The sequence below is a fragment of the Reyranella sp. genome (assembly GCF_036558665.1).
Classification (GTDB): domain Bacteria; phylum Pseudomonadota; class Alphaproteobacteria; order Reyranellales; family Reyranellaceae; genus Reyranella.
In genome coordinates this window covers 1-15,062 of sequence record NZ_DATBFE010000067.1, presented here as the reverse complement: position 1 = coordinate 15,062, position 15,062 = coordinate 1, and the positions used below count along the sequence as shown (strand labels likewise).

Genomic DNA, 15,062 nt, shown 5'->3' with positions numbered 1-15,062 from the left:
CCTCGAGGGGTACGCCGGAAATCGTCAGCCTTGCAACTGCCGCTTGAGCAACTCGACGTCTTCCGCAATCGAGAGATCGGAGATCTTGAGCTCCTCGATCTTGCGGACAGCATGCATGACGGTGGTGTGGTCGCGGTTGCCGAAGCGCTTGCCGATCTGCGGCAGGCTGAGCGTCGTGAGCTGCTTGGCAAGATACATCGCCACCTGCCGCGGCCGCGCCACCGAGCGGGCGCGCCGCGGCGAGCTCATCTCGGCGAGTTTTATGTTGTAGTGCGCGGCAACGCGCTGCTGGATCTCGTCGACCGTCACCTTGCGATCAGCCTGGCGGAGGAGATCGTGCAGGACGTCCTGCGCCATCTCGACGGTGATCTCGCGGCCGATGAGCTGTCCGTGGGCGACGACGCGGTTCAGCGCGCCCTCGAGCTCGCGGATGTTGGTGCTGATCTTGTGGGCAAGGAACTCCAGCACCGCGGTCGGCACCGGCACTCGCGCCGATTCGGCCTTGGTCTGCAGGATCGAGAGCCTGAGCTCGTAGGTCGAGGAATGGATGTCGGCCACCAGTCCGCTGCCCAGTCGCGAGCGCATGCGCTCCTCGATGTCCTGCAGCTCCGACGGCGGCTTCTCCGAACTGAGCACGATCTGCTTGTTCTGCTCCACCAGCGAGTTGAAGGTGAAGAAGAACTCGTCCTGGCTCGCCTCCTTGCCGCAGATGAACTGCACGTCGTCGACCATCAGCACATCGACGTTGCGGAACAGCTCCTTGAACTGATTGGTGTTCTTGGTGCGCAGCGCGTGGATGAACCGGTTCACGAAGCTTTCCGCAGTCAGGTAGAGCACGCGCTGCTTGGGATCGCGTTCGCGGATGGTATGCCAGATGGCATGCATCAGGTGGGTCTTGCCGAGCCCGACGCCGCCGAAGATATAAAGCGGATTGCGTTCGGGCTGCGGCCGGTCCTGTTCGGCGATGTTGCGCGCAGCGGCATAGGCGAACTCGTTTGGCTTGCCGACCACGAAGTTGGCGAAGGTATAGCGCGCCTCCGGGCCCTGGAAGGCGTCGTCGATCCCGCGTCCGATCGACGGCCCCAGCCGCGGCATGGGCTGTTGGAAGCTCGATTGCGGTGCCGGTACCGGCGGCATGGCGATGATGTCGTTGGGACGGCGCGGCGCCGGCGGCGGCACGAGGTTCACCTCGACGCTTGCCACGTCCGGAATGACGGCCTGCCAATAGGCCAGCACCCGATCGCCATAGTGACGGCTCACCCAGTCGCGTACGAAGCGGGTCGGGGCGTAAAGCCGCAATTTGCCGGCCTTCAGTTCCCCCAGCTCGACCTCGCCGAACCAGGTCTTGAAGGCCTTGTCGCCGATCTCCTTGCGCAGCCGGTCACAGACGCGCGTCCATTGCGCCGTCAGCTCCTTTCGGCCGCCCTCGTCCATGTCAGTCCCCGTTATGGTCTTTTGGTTGTAGGCCGCGTCGTTGTCGGCAATAGGTGATTGAAATCGGGTCAAGTCTGTCTCCACGGAAGTCCTGCCGCTTTCCAGCCTCCCGCCGTGCCGCGCTTGGCTTGCGCGTCCAGCGGCCCCTCGAAGCCGTCCACCACGTTCAGGCAAGTGCTGTAGCCCGCCGCGGCCATCGCTTTCGCCGCCGCGGCCGAGCGGACTCCGCTCCGACACAAAAAGAGAAGCGGAGTATCCTTGTCCGTGACGGCACCGGAGAGAGCCGTCACGAACTCCGGATTCGGTTGCATGCTGGGGAAGACCTGCCACTCCAGCAGCGCCGGCTTCTTGCCGGCAGGTGAAAGGTCGGGAAGCCCGACGTAGGTCCACTCGGGGCGGGTGCGGACATCGACCAGTGCCGCATCCTTGTTCTCGTTCAGGATCTTCCACGCGGTCTGCGGCGTCACGTCACCGGCATAGCCGGCGGCGGGAGACACCTCATACGTGCCGACGATCCTGTTGTCTTTCGTCATAGCCCCCCGCTCTTCATTTGACGAGCGGGGCACTCACGAGCCGACGACCAACGACAGAAACACAGCGAAGCAGGAGCGACGAAGAAATCCGAATCGAGCGCCGTTGAAGGGGCACTGCCATTGTTGGACGTCGCGATGCCGGTGCGCTGTGCCGCTCTCCCTCGTTCTTCGTTTCGGCGAAGAGGAAGCCCCCCGTCTTCGCCCTGGCTCGCGTATGAGCGCCCCACGCCCCGTCGCGATGCGATGACTCTTAGCAACCGCGTCGAGAGCAATCAAACGATTCGCTCAGGCAACGTCACCCGCTATTCAACCTCTTCCCTGTCCGACTCGATTGACAATGCTTTCGATTCGATTCTCCGCCGCGCGAGCAGAATGACGTTGCTCAACATCTAGCGCCGACACTCGCGCGCGGAACGATAAAGGCGAATCGTATGTCGTTCGCCGAATCGGCGACCAAACGATCTTCGCGAAAATCGTCAAAAAAATTTCCAGCGCCGTCGGCCAAAAAAACAAACGCCGCTCGTTGGAGCGGCGCATTAATCCTTCGTTGAGGGTGCTGCAGTCGTCAATCAGCTCATCGCCTTGATGCGCGCATTGAGACGCGAGATGCGGCGCGCCGCGGCGTTCTTGGCGACGACTCGCGATGTAGCGCCGCGCTGGATCTCCGGCTGTGCCGCGCGCAATGCGTCGGCCGCCGCTTTCTTGTCGCCGGCCTTGATTGCCTCTTCGACCTTCTTGATCGAGCCGCGCACGCGGCTGCGACGCGCAGAGTTCGCCGTGGTGCGACGCTTCGTCTGGCGGGCGCGCTTCTCGGCCGACTTGTGATTCGCCATCTGATCCTCGTTCCTCGAAGGGCGCGCTTATACGAGCCGCGTCGCACCCGGTCAAGCCGCCAAAAACCTTGAATCAACGGTGTTTCCAGGCCGCCTTTCGTTTGTCCGCGAAAGCGTTCATGCCCTCCTTGCGGTCGTCGAACGCGAACGTCGCATGGAACGTACGCCGCTCGAAGCGAACGCCTTCGGACAACGTGGTCTCGAAGGCGCGATTGACCGCTTCCTTGGCCACCATCGTGGCGGGCAGGGACATGCCGGCGATCTTCCCGGCGACCGCGATCGCCTCGTCCATCAGCTGACCGAGTGGAACGATCCTGCTCACCAGGCCACAACGCTCGGCCTCGGCCGCGTCCATCATGCGGCCCGTCAACACGAGGTCCATGGCCTTCGATTTGCCGACGAAGCGCGGCAGGCGTTGCGTGCCGCCCGCGCCAGGAATGGTACCGAGAGTGATTTCAGGCTGACCGAACTTTGCATTGTCGGCGGCGATGATGAAATCGCACATCATCGCCATCTCGCAGCCACCACCGAGCGCGTAGCCTGCGACCGCGGCGATGATCGGCTTGCGCACTTGACTCACCTTCTCCCAACCTACGGTGATGAAGTCCTGAAGGAAGACGTCCTGATAGGATTTCTCCTTCATCTCCTTGATGTCCGCGCCGGCGGCGAAGGCCTTGTCGCTGCCGGTGAGCACCATGCAACCGACATCGGGGTCGGCTTCGAAACCGTCGAGCGCCTCACCGAGTTCTCGTACGAGATCGGCGCAGAGCGCGTTCAGAGCCTTGGGCCGATCGAGGCGAATGATGCCGACCCGATTCCTGGTTTCGATTTTGATATTTTCATAGGCAGCCACGGATTCCTCCCGGAATAGGTCGCCGCTCTTAGCTAGCGCTGGCAGTGCGCGCAATAGAACGTCGAGCGACCGCTCTGGACAAGGCGCTTGATCTCACGACCGCAGCCACGCGTGGGGCACACTGCGCCGGCGCGGTCATAGACGTTGAATCGAGTTTGGAAATAGCCGAGTTCGCCGCCCGGCTGGACATGATCGCGCAGAGTGGAACCGCCGTCCTCGATCGAGCGGATGAGGACCTGCTTCAACGCCGCGACCAGACGGTCGGCGCGCTCGCCTTGCACCGTGTGCGCCGAGCGCCGAGGCGAGAGGCCGGCGAGATACAGCGCCTCGCACGCATAGATGTTGCCAATCCCGACCAGTGTCCTCTGGTCGAGCAGGGCGGCCTTGATCGAGGTACGTCTGCCCTTCAACCGCCGGGCCAAGGCCGCTCCATCGAACGTCGGATCGAGCGGCTCCGGCCCCAGGCCTTTGAACAATTTGTGCCGGGTCAGCGTTTCGTTGCGCACCAGCAACATCAATCCGAACCGACGTGCGTCGTTGAAACGAACCTGCCAGCCGTCTTCGAGGCCGATCACGACATGGTCATGTCGATCCAGGGGGTGCTCGGCTGCGCTTGTCGCGTCATGCAAAGTCATGCGGCCGGACATGCCAAGATGGATGATAAGGGTATGGCCGTCGTCGAGCCGAACGAGCAGGTACTTGGCACGCCGATCGATGCCTACGACCGTGCGCCCCTCGACGCGCTCCGCCAGGCGAGATGGCAGCGGTATCCGCAGGTCGCGCCGGCGTTGATGCAAGCGACGGATGCGCCGACCCACCAGCCGCGGGACCAGCCCGCGGCGAACCGTCTCGACTTCAGGCAGCTCCGGCATGCTCGATTACTGGCGCTGCCCAAAAAGTGCGCTGCCGACCCGGACATGGGTGGCACCCAGCCTCACCGCAGTCTCGTAGTCCGCGCTCATGCCCATGCTGAGCTTGGGCAGTCCATGGCGCGCCGCGATCTTCGCCAGAAGTGCAAAATGCAGGGCCGGTTCCTCGTCAAGCGGGGGGATGCACATCAGGCCGACGATCGGCAGCTTGTGAGTGTCTCGACAGGCCACGACGAAGGAGTCAACGTCGGCCGGCAGGACGCCGGCCTTCTGCGGCTCCTCGCCGGTGTTGACCTGAATGAAGCAATCGGGCCGTTTGCCGGCCCGCGCCATCTCCTTGGCCAAGGTGGCCGCGAGCTTTTCGCGGTCCACCGATTGGACGACATCGAACAGCGCCACCGCCTCGCGTGCCTTGTTGGTCTGCAACGGGCCGATGAGATGGAGTTGCAGGTCGGGAAACTCGGACTTGAGCGTCGGGAATTTTTCCTGGGCTTCCTGGACGCGGTTTTCGCCGAAGATCCGATGTCCGGCCGCGACCAATTCGCGGACGCGGTCGGCTCCGTGGGTCTTGGAGACAGCGACCAGCGTCACGTCGGCGGGGTCGCGACCGGCTGCCCGGGCCGCCTGCCCGATCCTTCTCGTCACTTCGTCGAGATGCTCCGACCCCGCGCTCATTGGACCCTGCTGGCCGGAAATGGCTTACGCATCGAGCGCTGCGCGGGCCGCCAGCGCATCCTTGTTGCCAGGGTCGCCGGCCAAGGCCGCATCCAGCGTTTCGCGCGCGCGCTCCCGCTCACCGAGTGCGACGAGGCAGGTACCATAATTGGTCAGCAGGCGAGGATCGCCGGGCAGGCCGCGCAGGGCGTGCTCGTGTAGCGCGCGCGCTTCGGTGGCCCGGCCGAGATCGACCAGCACGGCGCCGAGGTTGGTCAGCACCAGCGGATCGTCGGGCGCGAGCCGCGACGCCCGTTTCAATGTCCGCCGCGCTTCCTCGTTGCGCTTCAGGCCGCGTAAGGCGAGCCCATGGTTGCTCAGCGCGCGGACATCGTTTGGCGCCACTTTGAGAAACGGCTCCAGCGTCTCGGTGGCCTCGGCAAACCGGCCGCGCTCGATTTGTAGGAACGAGAGCTGGAGAATGGCGTCGCGATCCATCGGATCGTGTCGCAGCGCACGGTGCAGCATCTCGATGGCCGACTCGGTCCGGCCGGCGGCGGTTTGCGCCAGCGCCAGCGTTTTCAAGGCCGGCGTGAAGGTCGGGTCGAGCTCCAAGGCCTTCTGAATCGGACCGATGGCGTCCGACGGCCGGCCGGCGAAATAGAGAATGAAGCCCAGCACGTGATGGAGGCTGGCGCTTTGCGGCGCGATGGCGAGCGCGCCTTCGGCTTCGGCGATCGCTTCGTCGTGGTGGTTCAAGCCGCCCAGGGCCAATGCGCGGTCGCCCATGATCTGGCCGCGCCTCGCCGCATCGTCGCCGGCATCCTGCAGCGCCATGTCGAGAACCTCGATGGCAGGCGAATAGTGACCCAGACGATAGAGGGCGTGTCCCAGCATGTTGCGCGCCCGAGCCTGCAGCGGCTTCAGCACCTCTCCGCCCGGCTGCTGGATGGCGCGGTCGACATTGTGCGCGAATTCGCTCAGCTCGCGTTCGGCAGCCGCGAATCGACCTTGGTCCAGATGAAGCGATGCCAGCGCCAGGCGAGCCTCGACATGGGTCGGCGCGCGGCGGATCGTATCGCGGAAGCGCTTGGCGGCTTCGTCCAGTCGGCCCAGCCGGCGCGCCATCAAGCCGAGGTTGTACGACAGCAGAGGCTCGTTGGGGTCCTTGGCCAGCGCCTTGCGCCACAACGTTTCGGCGTCTGTGAGCGCGCCGCGCTGGGACAGGCACACGGCGAGATAGTGCAGGATATCCGGTCGATCGCCATAGCGGCCATGGGCCGAGCGGAAAATCGGCTCGGCGCGATCGAACCACCCCGCGCGAAGATATTGCACCGCGGTCTGCAGCTCGGGATCGGGCCGACCTTGGGCCGGCGGATTAGCGGTCGGGGGAGGGGGCGCAACGGCCATGGCGCGCTGTGTGTAGACCCGCCCCACGGCCAAGGCTAGACGAAACGCCATGGTCAAGGACCTCGACCTGTTCCGGACGGCGATGGCCGGCACGACGCCGTTGAAGGGGCGGCGGGGCGGCCAGCGCATGGTTGCCAGGCCAAGGGCGCAGCGGCCATCGGACGAACGGCCGGAAGGCTCTTCCGTGCCCGACAAGAAGAAGAAGAGGGTTGGAGGATCCACTTCCGTTCCTGACGAGGATTTCTCCTTCGACCGGGACACCGACCGCGCCCTGTCGCGCGGCCGTCGCTCGCCCGAGGCCAGCCTTGATCTGCATGGCATGACCTTGGCGGCGGCGGAGAGGGCTGTGACGCGCTTCCTCGAGGAAGCCGCCGCGCTCGATCTGCGGCTCGTGTTGATCGTGACCGGCAAAGGCTTGCGTCAGGTCGGCGACCGAATTGTCGGCGGCCGCATTCGGGCGGAATTTCCGGGCTGGCTGCGGCGTCCCGAGAATCTCGTCCGCATACGCGGCATGAAGCCCGCCCATCCGCGCCACGGCGGCGGCGGCGCATTCTATGTGTTGCTGCGCCGAGGCCGCCGACAGGGCGCATCTGCAGGGTGACTGCTCACGCATTCTTGCGGGAAGGTGAGCCACGCCACGCCTTGCACTGCCACCTCGTCACCTCAATGTCCCAAGCGGCCCGGAGATATGCCTATGCGTTGTATGACCCTGACGTGGTGCTTGATGCTGGCATCAGCAGTGCTTTGTAGCGGCGTTGGCGCCGCGGTGCTCAATCACAGGGCGACGCATGCCGTCGCGACCCATGCCGTCACCTTGCACGGCGACGTCAGCAGCCTGCCGCCGGCCGACGTGTTTCCGCTGGCTGCCGGCCGCGTCGTCGCGGTCGACTCGAAGGACGGCGAGATCACGGTCGCGCACGCTCCGATCCCGCGATTCTACCTGGAAAGAATGACCAGGATCTTCCCCGTCGAGGACCCGGCGACGCTCGCCGGGCTGACGCCCGGCGACAAGATCCGGTTCGATCTGCGGCGCCGGACCGGTCGCTATGTCATCACCCGCATCGAGAACAGCAATTGATCGCTGCTGTTCAGTTGCTGCCGCGCCGGCGCTCCTCGGCCAGCAGCCGTTCCTTGCGTGCCAGTCCCCAGCGATAGCCGTTCAGCCGGCCGCCCGAACCGACGGCACGATGGCATGGGATGACGACAGCCGCCCGGTTGGTGGCACAGGCGCGGCCGACAGCGCGTGCAGCGGCAGGCTCGCCAATGCGCGCAGCGATCTCGCCGTAGGTGCGGGTCTCGCCGGGAGGAATCTCGGTCAGCGCTTTCCAGACCTTCCACTGGAAGGCCGTGCCGACGATGTCGAGCGGCACGTCGGGGGCATCCAGGGCGGAGGGTCTGCGGCCGTAGAGGCGCGCCAGCACCCCTTTCACCCGCCCGCCGAGGGCTTCGTCGTTCCGTGTGAGATCGGCCGCCGGAAAGTCGTGCCTGAGATCGCGCTCCAGAGTGCGATCGTCGTCGCCGAGGAACACCGCAGCAATGCCTTTCCGGGTGGCCGCCACGAGGACCCGGCCATAGTCGGAATCGACCGTGGTGAAGTCGATATGCGCGCCCGCCCCGCCCTTGGCGTAGGTGGCCGGCGTCATGCCCAGCGCTTTGTTGCTCGACTCGTAAACACGGCTCGGTGAGCCGAACCCGGCCCCATAGAGGGCTTCGCTCACCTTCTCGCCGTCGCGCAGGGCCTTGCGGAAGCGCTCGCGCTTTCTCGCCACCAGCCAGTCGCGCGGGCTGACGCCGAGCTCGGCGAGGAAGCGCTTGCTGAGGGCGCTTGACGACAGGCCGGCCTTGCGCGCGACCTCCGCGAGCGACGGCGGGGCATCGCCGTTTCCTGCGTCGAACAGCGCGCATGCCTTGGCAACCGGAGCACTGAGCCCGACCTCTCCTCGCCAGTCGCGCGGCCTGCAGCGCTTGCAGGGGCGAAATCCTGCAGCCTCGGCAGCCTGCGGCGAGGCATGGAAGGCCACATTCTTGCGCAGCGGCGGGCGCGCCGCACAGGACGGAAGGCAATAGACTCCGGTCGTCTTGACCGAGAACCAGAACCGGCCGTTGTAGGTGCGGTCGCGCTGGCGGAGGGCATGCCAGCAGGAGTCCGGATCAGGGAAAGTGCCGGGGAGGGAGAAACTGGCGGGTGCCACGGCAGGAGGCGGGAGGACGGAGAAGTGCTGGGTCATGACGCCCATATAGGCGCCAGGACCAACCTGCTCTATCCGGCACCCGCCGGCAATTCCCCGATCCGGAGAGCCTAGGACCAGAAGCCTTTGGTGGCTTCGAAGCGAGCCCGCGCCCGATCGACGCCGATGTCACGCAACAGGCGGTCGTCCAGCTCGGCCAACTGGCGTCGCGAACGGTAGAGTTCGGCACGGTTCATCAGAGCTTCGACGCCGACCACGATCGTCCCGGCCACCAACGCCGCGATGCGGCCGGGCGAGAGGGAAGCGGTTTCCGTACGGGCCATTGCCCGCACGCTGGACAGGGTCGACATGACTTAGCTCCGTTTGAGGCGAGAAAGCCACTACGGCTTCGTTACACCTCGTTTATGTGCCCAATTTGCTGTATGCTGTGCATATTCGCAAAGGATCATTGCTTGGGGGAGGCATAGAAAAACTATGAACCTTGGATTGCGATGAGCCGATCTCAGCTTCCCTTGAACGCATTGCGCGCCTTCGAGGCCGCGGCACGTCACGCGAGCTTCACGCACGCCGCGGAAGAGCTTCATGTCACCCAGGCGGCGGTCAGCCACCAGGTGAAGGCGCTCGAGGAACGGCTGGGAGTGGCCCTGTTCGTGCGCCGGCCGCGCGGTCTCGAGATCACCGGCGAAGGCCAGGCACTCCTGCCCGATCTGCGCGATGCCTTCGACCGCATGACCAATGCCCTCGAGCGGGTCGGCCGCAAGGCCAATTCCGGCACCCTCAATGTCAGCCTGGTGACGACCTTTGCGCTCGGCTGGCTGGCGCCACGGCTGCATCGCTTCCAGGCCAAGCACCCCGAGATCGAAGTGCGCATGACCACGGCCTTGCGCCGCGTCGATTTCGCCCGCGAGGACTTCGACTGTGCGATCCGGTTCGCGGTGCAGCCCGAGCCGGATCTGCATGCCACCCGGCTTTTCAGCGACGTGCTCACGCCGCTTTGCGGCAAACGCTACAAGGACAAGCTGAAGACGTTGGACGATCTGAAGCGTGTGCCCTTCATCGACATGACCTACGACCCGGAATGGGCGATCTGGCTTCGGGCCGTGGGCATGGGCGATTTCAAGCCCAAGCGCGTGCTCACGTTCGACTCGACCATGATCGCCGTCGAAGCGGCGATGGAGGGAGCGGGTGTCGCGGTCGGTCCGCCCCAGCTCTTCCGCGAAGAGCTGGCGGAAGGCCGCCTGTTCCAGCCTTTTCCACAGATCGTCGATTCGGGAAAGGCGTGGTGGTTCGTCTGTCCGCCGTCTTCGGCCAGCCGGCCGAAGACGCGGGCCTTCGAGGATTGGCTTGTGGAGGAGCTCAGCGCGCCGCCTTCGCGGTCTGCCCGAGCAGCACTTGCTGCGACCGGGCGCCGTTGACGGTCGCCTCGGAGCTGGTTTCGGCACGGACCTAGCGCGCTGGATCGCCAGCCCGAGGACGGCGTGATGTTGTGGTCATTCGGGTGGTCCAATAGTAAGGGTCGCTCATGTGCCATTCAGTCATGCGACGACCCCCTTCGGTGGGCCACGCTCTGCACGACGTCCCGTCGGCCTGCACACGAGAGCTAATCTTGGGATGACATCATGAGCATCGACATCCGCCGGCCCTGGGCGCGCATGCAGGCGGCCGATTCCGCCGAAGCCGCCGGTTTCGTCACTCTGACGAATCGTGGTCCCGAGGCGGATCGCCTGATTGCGGCGTCCAGCCCCCTGGCGGCCAGGACCGAGATTTGGGGCATCAAGGTCGCGGGCGCCGTGCTGCGTATGCGTCGTCTGGAGGAGGGCGTACACCTCCCGGTCGATATGGCGATCGAACTGAAGCCGCGCGGCTATCACCTGTTCTTCCAGGGCCTCGCCAGGCCGCTGGTGCCGGGAGAGAAGGTGCCGGTCACGTTGAAGTTCGCCCGAAGTGGCACACGCGAGGTCGAGCTGGTCGTCAAGGTGGAAGGCTATATCAACAAGGACGCGCTGGGCCTTTACAGGCCCGACCAGGACGCTCTGTCCGAGGTGGAGGGAAAGGAAGCTCAGTCCGGGTAGCGATGGCGCCTGCCGAACGCGTCCTCGACCAGGAGCGCCCCGGGATCGTCGCCGAGATAGGCAGGACCGACCGGAACCTTGCCGTGCCCGCCCGGCACGTCGAGCACATAGGTCGGCTGGGCGAGCCCGGACAGGCGGCCGCGCAACGCCTTCATCAGTGCCTGGCCGCGCTTGATCGAAATGCGGAAATGGCCGGTCCCCCGCACCAGATCGGGGTGATGAAGGTAGTAAGGTTTCACCCGGGCGCTCACCAGGGCGCGCATCAGTTCGCAAAGCGTTGCGACATCGTCGTTGATGCCTGCAAGCAGCACGGTCTGGCTCAACAGCGGAAAGCCGGCATCCGCCAGACGCGCCAGCGCCAATCGCGCCGGCGGCGCCAATTCGCGCGCGTGATTGCAGTGCACGCCGATCCATAGGCTCGCATGCCTGGGCTTCAGCGCCGTCACGAGATCGTTCGTGACCCGCTCGGGATCGGCGACCGGAACCCGACTGTGCACGCGGATCACGGCGACGTGCGGAATGGTATCGAGCGCCTTGATCAATTCGCCGAGCCGCCGTGGCGCCAGCATCAACGGATCGCCGCCGGTCAGGATGACTTCCCAGATCTCCGCATGAGCGCGGATATAGGCGAGCGCGGCCGCAAGCTCGGCGGCGTCGAGCGCCTCGCCACCCGGTCCGACCTTTTCGCGGCGAAAACAGAAGCGACAATAGACGGGGCAAACGTGCATCGGCTTCAGCAGCACGCGATCCGGATAGCGATGCACGATTCCCTTCACCGGCGAACGGGCTTCGTCGCCGATCGGATCGGCCAATTCCTCGGCCCCGATGTCGGTTTCGCGGATGTCCGGCACGAACTGGCGCGCGATCGGATCGTGCGCGAGGTCGGTCCGGTCGATCAACGCTGCCAGTTCGGGCGTGATGGCGATGGGCATGGAGCGGGCAGCTTTGGCGAGCCGTGGATCGGCTTCGACCAGTCCTTCACGTTCCAGGGCCTCGAGGGTGCGCAGGGTCGGCATCGCGGCCGTGAGATAGGCGGTCGCCCCATGTTTGACGAGTCCTTTTCGCCGAGGCCCTCGTCGAGGTCATGATAGGTTGCGGCATGATTGCGGCATGGCGCGCGTACCGCACACTCCTCGGCCTGCCGCATGTACCGCAGCTCTTCTGGGCGGCCTGCCTTTCGCGGCTGGCAGCGCGCATGTTTGCCTTGGCCATCGTGCTTTATGCATTGAGCCGCTTTCATTCTCCCGAGCTTGCCGGATGGCTGTTCTTCGCGGCCTTCGCGCCGGGCCTCGCCATCAGCCCCCTGGCCGGCGCCATCCTGGACCGAATCGGCGCTGCCCGGGCCATCGCCCTCGATATGGCCGTCGGCGGCGTACTGTTGCTGGCGCTGGCAGTGGGCGGCTGGATCGGTCTCGTCGCGGTGCCGGCGCTGCTCGTGCTGGTGGCGCTCCAGTCGTTGACCAGCCCGCTCAGTTCGGCGGGCATCCGGGTCCTGCTTCCGCGATTGGTGCCGCTTGCCGAACTCGACCGTGCCAATGCGCTCGATACGGCAAGCCATGCCTTGATCGATGTCATGGGACCGGCGCTCGCGGGACTCCTCATGGGCCTCGTCGGGCCGCATGCCACGATGCTGGTCATCGGCCTGCTGCCGCTGGCGGCCAGCCTTGGCGTCGCTTCATTGAGGCGGCACGCGACGGCCGAAGGTTTCACCTTGGCGAAGCCGTTGCTCCAGCAGGCCGTTGCCGGTCTCGGCTACGTGATGCGTCATCGCTCGCTGCGCGGGCTTGCGCTTTCCTATTCACTGTATCAGGCAAGCTGGGGAATCCTGGCGGTCGTCGTTCCGGTCATGGTGATCCATCGTCTGGGCAGCGGGCCGGCGGCCGACACCGCAGTGGGCGTTCTTTGGGCTGCGGCCGGCGTGGCCGGCGGCGCGGGTGCGCTCTGTGCCGGATACGCGCGAACCGACGGCCGGGAGCGGCGGTTTCTGGTTGGCGGCATGTTCGCCACGGCGGTCGCTATCGGCGCCATCGCTTTCCTGCCTGGCATGACGGGTTCTGCTCTCGGCCTCGTCCTTGTCGGCTTGTTCGCCGGTCCCGTCGATATCGCCGTCTTGTCGCTACGCCAGCGGCGTGCCGATCCGGGCCAGCTTGGACGCGTCATGGCCGTGTCCATGGGCCTCAACATGTCGGGTCTGCCGCTCGGATCGGCGCTGGGTGGCATGCTTGTGGGTGACTCTCCGTCGACGGCCTTGCTTGCCGCCGCGCTGGCTTCCGTGCTGGCCGCGCTCAGTGCGCGACACATGATCCCGTCACATCCGGACTCGCGCGCGCTTTCAGGCTGAAGCCGCCACGGCTCCGTGGCGCGACAGTACGAAGCCTTCGTAATCTTTCGCCGCCACCTCGTCGCAGCGCTTCTTGTAACGATCGAAGCCGCCGACATAGGGCATGAAGACCCGCGGCTTGCCGGGAATGTTGGCGCCCATGTACCAGGAGTTGGCCAGAGGATAGAGCGTGCTATCGGCCACGGCGTTAACGTGGTGGACCCAGTCCATTTCGGCCTTTGCTGTCGGTTCGATGCGGTCGAGGTCCTTTCGGCGCAGATGGGCGAGCGCGTCGGCGATCCAGTCTACATGCTGCTCGATCGACGCGATCATCTGCGTCTTCACGCCCGGGCTGCCGGGTCCGGTGACGACGAACATGTTGGGGAAGCCGGCCACCATCAGGCCGAGATAGGTGAGCGGTCCGCCCGCCCAGTGATCGCGCAACACGGCACCGTCGCTGGTGCGGACGTCGATCTCGCGCAACGCGCCGGTCATGGCGTCGAAGCCTGTGGCGAACACGATGGCATCGAGCTCGAATTGCCGCTTCCCGGTTCGCAGACCGTTCCCGGTGATCTCCCGGATCGGATCGCTGCGCACGTCGATCAGGCTCACGTTCGGAAGATTGTAGGTCTCGTAGTAATCGGTATCGAGGCACAGTCGCTTGGTGCCGATCGGATGATCCTTCGGCGCCAGCAGCTCCGCGGTTCTGGGGTCCCTGACGATGCCGCGGATCTTGTTGCGCACGAACTCGGACGCCGTGTCGTTCGACTCCTTGTTCACCAGCAGGTCGGTGTAGGCATAGAGGTAGCTGATGCTGCCGCCTTCCTGCCATTTGGCCTCGTAGGCCTCGCTTCGCTCCTTTGCGGAGACGGTGAGCGCCGACTTCGTCGGCTTGGGGTACCCGCCGATGGCGAACGGCGTTTCCGCCGCGGCCGCACGCCGCGCCGGATACTCCGCCTTGTGGCAACGCTCGCGCTCGGGTTCCATCGGCCCATTGCGGGCCGGCAGGCTGAAATTCGCCGTGCGCTGGAAGACGTGCAGATGGCGCGCCTGGCGGGCGATGATCGGGATCATCTGCACGCCGGACGAGCCGGTGCCGATCACGCCAACGCGCAGTCCGGTGAAATCCACGCCCTCATGCGGCCAGAGGCCGGAGTGATACCACTTGCCTTTGAAGCTCTCGAGCCCCTTGAAGTCGGGGACGCGCGGGGTCGAGAGATTGCCGGCGGCCATGACGCAGTACGGAGCGCGAATCTCCTCGCCCGACGCGGTGCGCAGTGTCCACAGGTTGGCCTTGCTCTCGAAGTGGGCGGCGACGATGCGCGTGTCGAGCTGGATGTCACGGCGCAGGTCGAAGCGGTCGGCGACGTGGTTGATGTATTTCAGGATCTCGGGTTGGGTGCCGTAGCGCTCTGGCCACTTCCAGTCCTGCTGCAGCTCGTTGGAGAAGCTGTAGGAGTATTCCAAGCTCTCGACGTCGCAGCGTGCGCCGGGGTAGCGGTTCCAGAACCACGTTCCACCGACTCCGGAACCAGCCTCGTAGGCGCGCACCCGGAGGCCGAGGCCGCGAAGGCGATGGATGGCATAGAGGCCGGCGAGCCCGCCGCCGACGATGGCGACATCAAGGGGGGCGACATCCTGTTGGCGGGGCAGGGGACCGTTCGAAGCGTCGGGCATGGCGATTTTGCTGTGCGATCAAGGGTTGCTGGTCATTGAACGGTCTCGCGTCGTCGCCGGCTTGACAAGCCCTGCATTCCGCAGGAGGCAGCAAGGCAGCGCCCCTGATGGCGGTAGGGACGTTTCAGTCCTATTGTTTTTTCATGACAAGCGCTGTCGCGGCTGCCGGATAAGGATTCGTGGACCAATCTGTCTCTCCGCCTGTTGCCAGGACGCCT

Annotated in this window: 16 protein-coding genes; 5 read left to right on the top strand and 11 right to left on the bottom strand. The window is 65.4% G+C overall.

Annotated features, from left to right (window positions below; translation table 11 throughout):
- Positions 1–24 precede the first annotated feature (24 nt).
- The 7 genes from dnaA to VH499_RS10220 all read right to left on the bottom strand — a co-directional run bounded on the left by dnaA (position 25) and on the right by VH499_RS10220 (position 6,637).
- Entirely contained in the window at positions 25–1,506 is a 1,482-nt protein-coding gene (gene dnaA, locus VH499_RS10250; protein WP_332052624.1) for a chromosomal replication initiator protein DnaA, read from the bottom strand.
- On the bottom strand, positions 1,503–1,967 hold the full coding sequence (locus VH499_RS10245; protein WP_332052623.1) for a rhodanese-like domain-containing protein: 465 nt from the start codon (positions 1,965–1,967) through the stop codon (positions 1,503–1,505). The genes dnaA and VH499_RS10245 overlap by 4 nt, the downstream gene beginning before the upstream one ends.
- 569 nt (positions 1,968–2,536) lie before the next feature.
- Positions 2,537–2,800 (bottom strand): 30S ribosomal protein S20, encoded by a 264-nt coding sequence (gene rpsT, locus VH499_RS10240; protein ID WP_332052622.1) that lies wholly within the window; start codon positions 2,798–2,800, stop codon positions 2,537–2,539.
- A 73-nt stretch (positions 2,801–2,873) separates the two neighbouring features.
- The gene (locus tag VH499_RS10235) at positions 2,874–3,653 is read right to left on the bottom strand and encodes an enoyl-CoA hydratase (protein ID WP_332052621.1); all 780 of its coding nucleotides are present in this window, start codon (positions 3,651–3,653) and stop codon (positions 2,874–2,876) included.
- Between the two features lie 32 nt (positions 3,654–3,685).
- A complete protein-coding gene (gene mutM / locus VH499_RS10230; RefSeq protein WP_332052620.1) occupies positions 3,686–4,525 on the bottom strand; it encodes a bifunctional DNA-formamidopyrimidine glycosylase/DNA-(apurinic or apyrimidinic site) lyase in 840 nt (279 codons plus the stop codon).
- A 6-nt stretch (positions 4,526–4,531) separates the two neighbouring features.
- The gene (locus VH499_RS10225; protein WP_332052619.1) at positions 4,532–5,197 is read right to left on the bottom strand and encodes a YggS family pyridoxal phosphate-dependent enzyme; all 666 of its coding nucleotides are present in this window, start codon (positions 5,195–5,197) and stop codon (positions 4,532–4,534) included.
- A 24-nt stretch (positions 5,198–5,221) separates the two neighbouring features.
- Entirely contained in the window at positions 5,222–6,637 is a 1,416-nt protein-coding gene (locus tag VH499_RS10220; RefSeq protein WP_332052618.1) for a tetratricopeptide repeat protein, read from the bottom strand.
- Here VH499_RS10220 and VH499_RS10215 point away from each other — a divergent pair.
- A complete protein-coding gene (locus VH499_RS10215; RefSeq protein WP_332052617.1) occupies positions 6,636–7,187 on the top strand; it encodes a Smr/MutS family protein in 552 nt (183 codons plus the stop codon). The genes VH499_RS10220 and VH499_RS10215 overlap by 2 nt on opposite strands.
- A 93-nt stretch (positions 7,188–7,280) precedes the next feature.
- On the top strand, positions 7,281–7,664 hold the full coding sequence (locus tag VH499_RS10210; protein ID WP_332052616.1) for a copper-binding protein: 384 nt from the start codon (positions 7,281–7,283) through the stop codon (positions 7,662–7,664).
- A 10-nt stretch (positions 7,665–7,674) separates the two neighbouring features.
- Here the strand turns inward: VH499_RS10210 and ada are convergent, their stop codons facing one another.
- Together ada and VH499_RS10200 are read right to left on the bottom strand one after the other, a co-directional pair.
- Positions 7,675–8,814: a bifunctional DNA-binding transcriptional regulator/O6-methylguanine-DNA methyltransferase Ada gene (gene ada, locus VH499_RS10205; RefSeq protein ID WP_332052615.1), complete on the bottom strand. Its 1,140-nt coding sequence runs from the start codon at positions 8,812–8,814 to the stop codon at positions 7,675–7,677.
- 71 nt (positions 8,815–8,885) lie between these two features.
- Positions 8,886–9,125, bottom strand: a complete 240-nt coding sequence (locus VH499_RS10200) for a DUF1127 domain-containing protein (protein ID WP_332052614.1) — start codon at positions 9,123–9,125, stop codon at positions 8,886–8,888.
- Positions 9,126–9,266: 141 nt separating this feature from the next.
- On the opposite strand from VH499_RS10200, the gene gcvA reads away from it, so the two are divergent.
- On the top strand, positions 9,267–10,190 hold the full coding sequence (gene gcvA, locus VH499_RS10195; RefSeq protein ID WP_332052613.1) for a transcriptional regulator GcvA: 924 nt from the start codon (positions 9,267–9,269) through the stop codon (positions 10,188–10,190).
- A 204-nt stretch (positions 10,191–10,394) separates the two neighbouring features.
- A complete protein-coding gene (locus tag VH499_RS10190) occupies positions 10,395–10,847 on the top strand; it encodes a copper chaperone PCu(A)C (protein WP_332052612.1) in 453 nt (150 codons plus the stop codon).
- Here the strand turns inward: VH499_RS10190 and VH499_RS10185 are convergent.
- On the bottom strand, positions 10,835–11,863 hold the full coding sequence (locus tag VH499_RS10185; RefSeq protein WP_332052611.1) for a lysine-2,3-aminomutase-like protein: 1,029 nt from the start codon (positions 11,861–11,863) through the stop codon (positions 10,835–10,837). The two genes, VH499_RS10190 and VH499_RS10185, sit on opposite strands and share 13 nt — an antisense overlap.
- A gap of 83 nt (positions 11,864–11,946) precedes the next feature.
- Here VH499_RS10185 and VH499_RS10180 point away from each other — a divergent pair, with 83 nt between their 5' ends.
- Positions 11,947–13,188, top strand: a complete 1,242-nt coding sequence (locus tag VH499_RS10180) for an MFS transporter (protein WP_332052610.1) — start codon at positions 11,947–11,949, stop codon at positions 13,186–13,188.
- On the opposite strand, the gene VH499_RS10175 is transcribed toward VH499_RS10180, so the two are convergent.
- Positions 13,180–14,844, bottom strand: coding sequence for an NAD(P)/FAD-dependent oxidoreductase (locus tag VH499_RS10175; RefSeq protein ID WP_332052609.1), 1,665 nt, complete (start codon positions 14,842–14,844; stop codon positions 13,180–13,182). The two genes, VH499_RS10180 and VH499_RS10175, sit on opposite strands and share 9 nt — an antisense overlap.
- Positions 14,845–15,062: the final 218 nt, after the last annotated feature.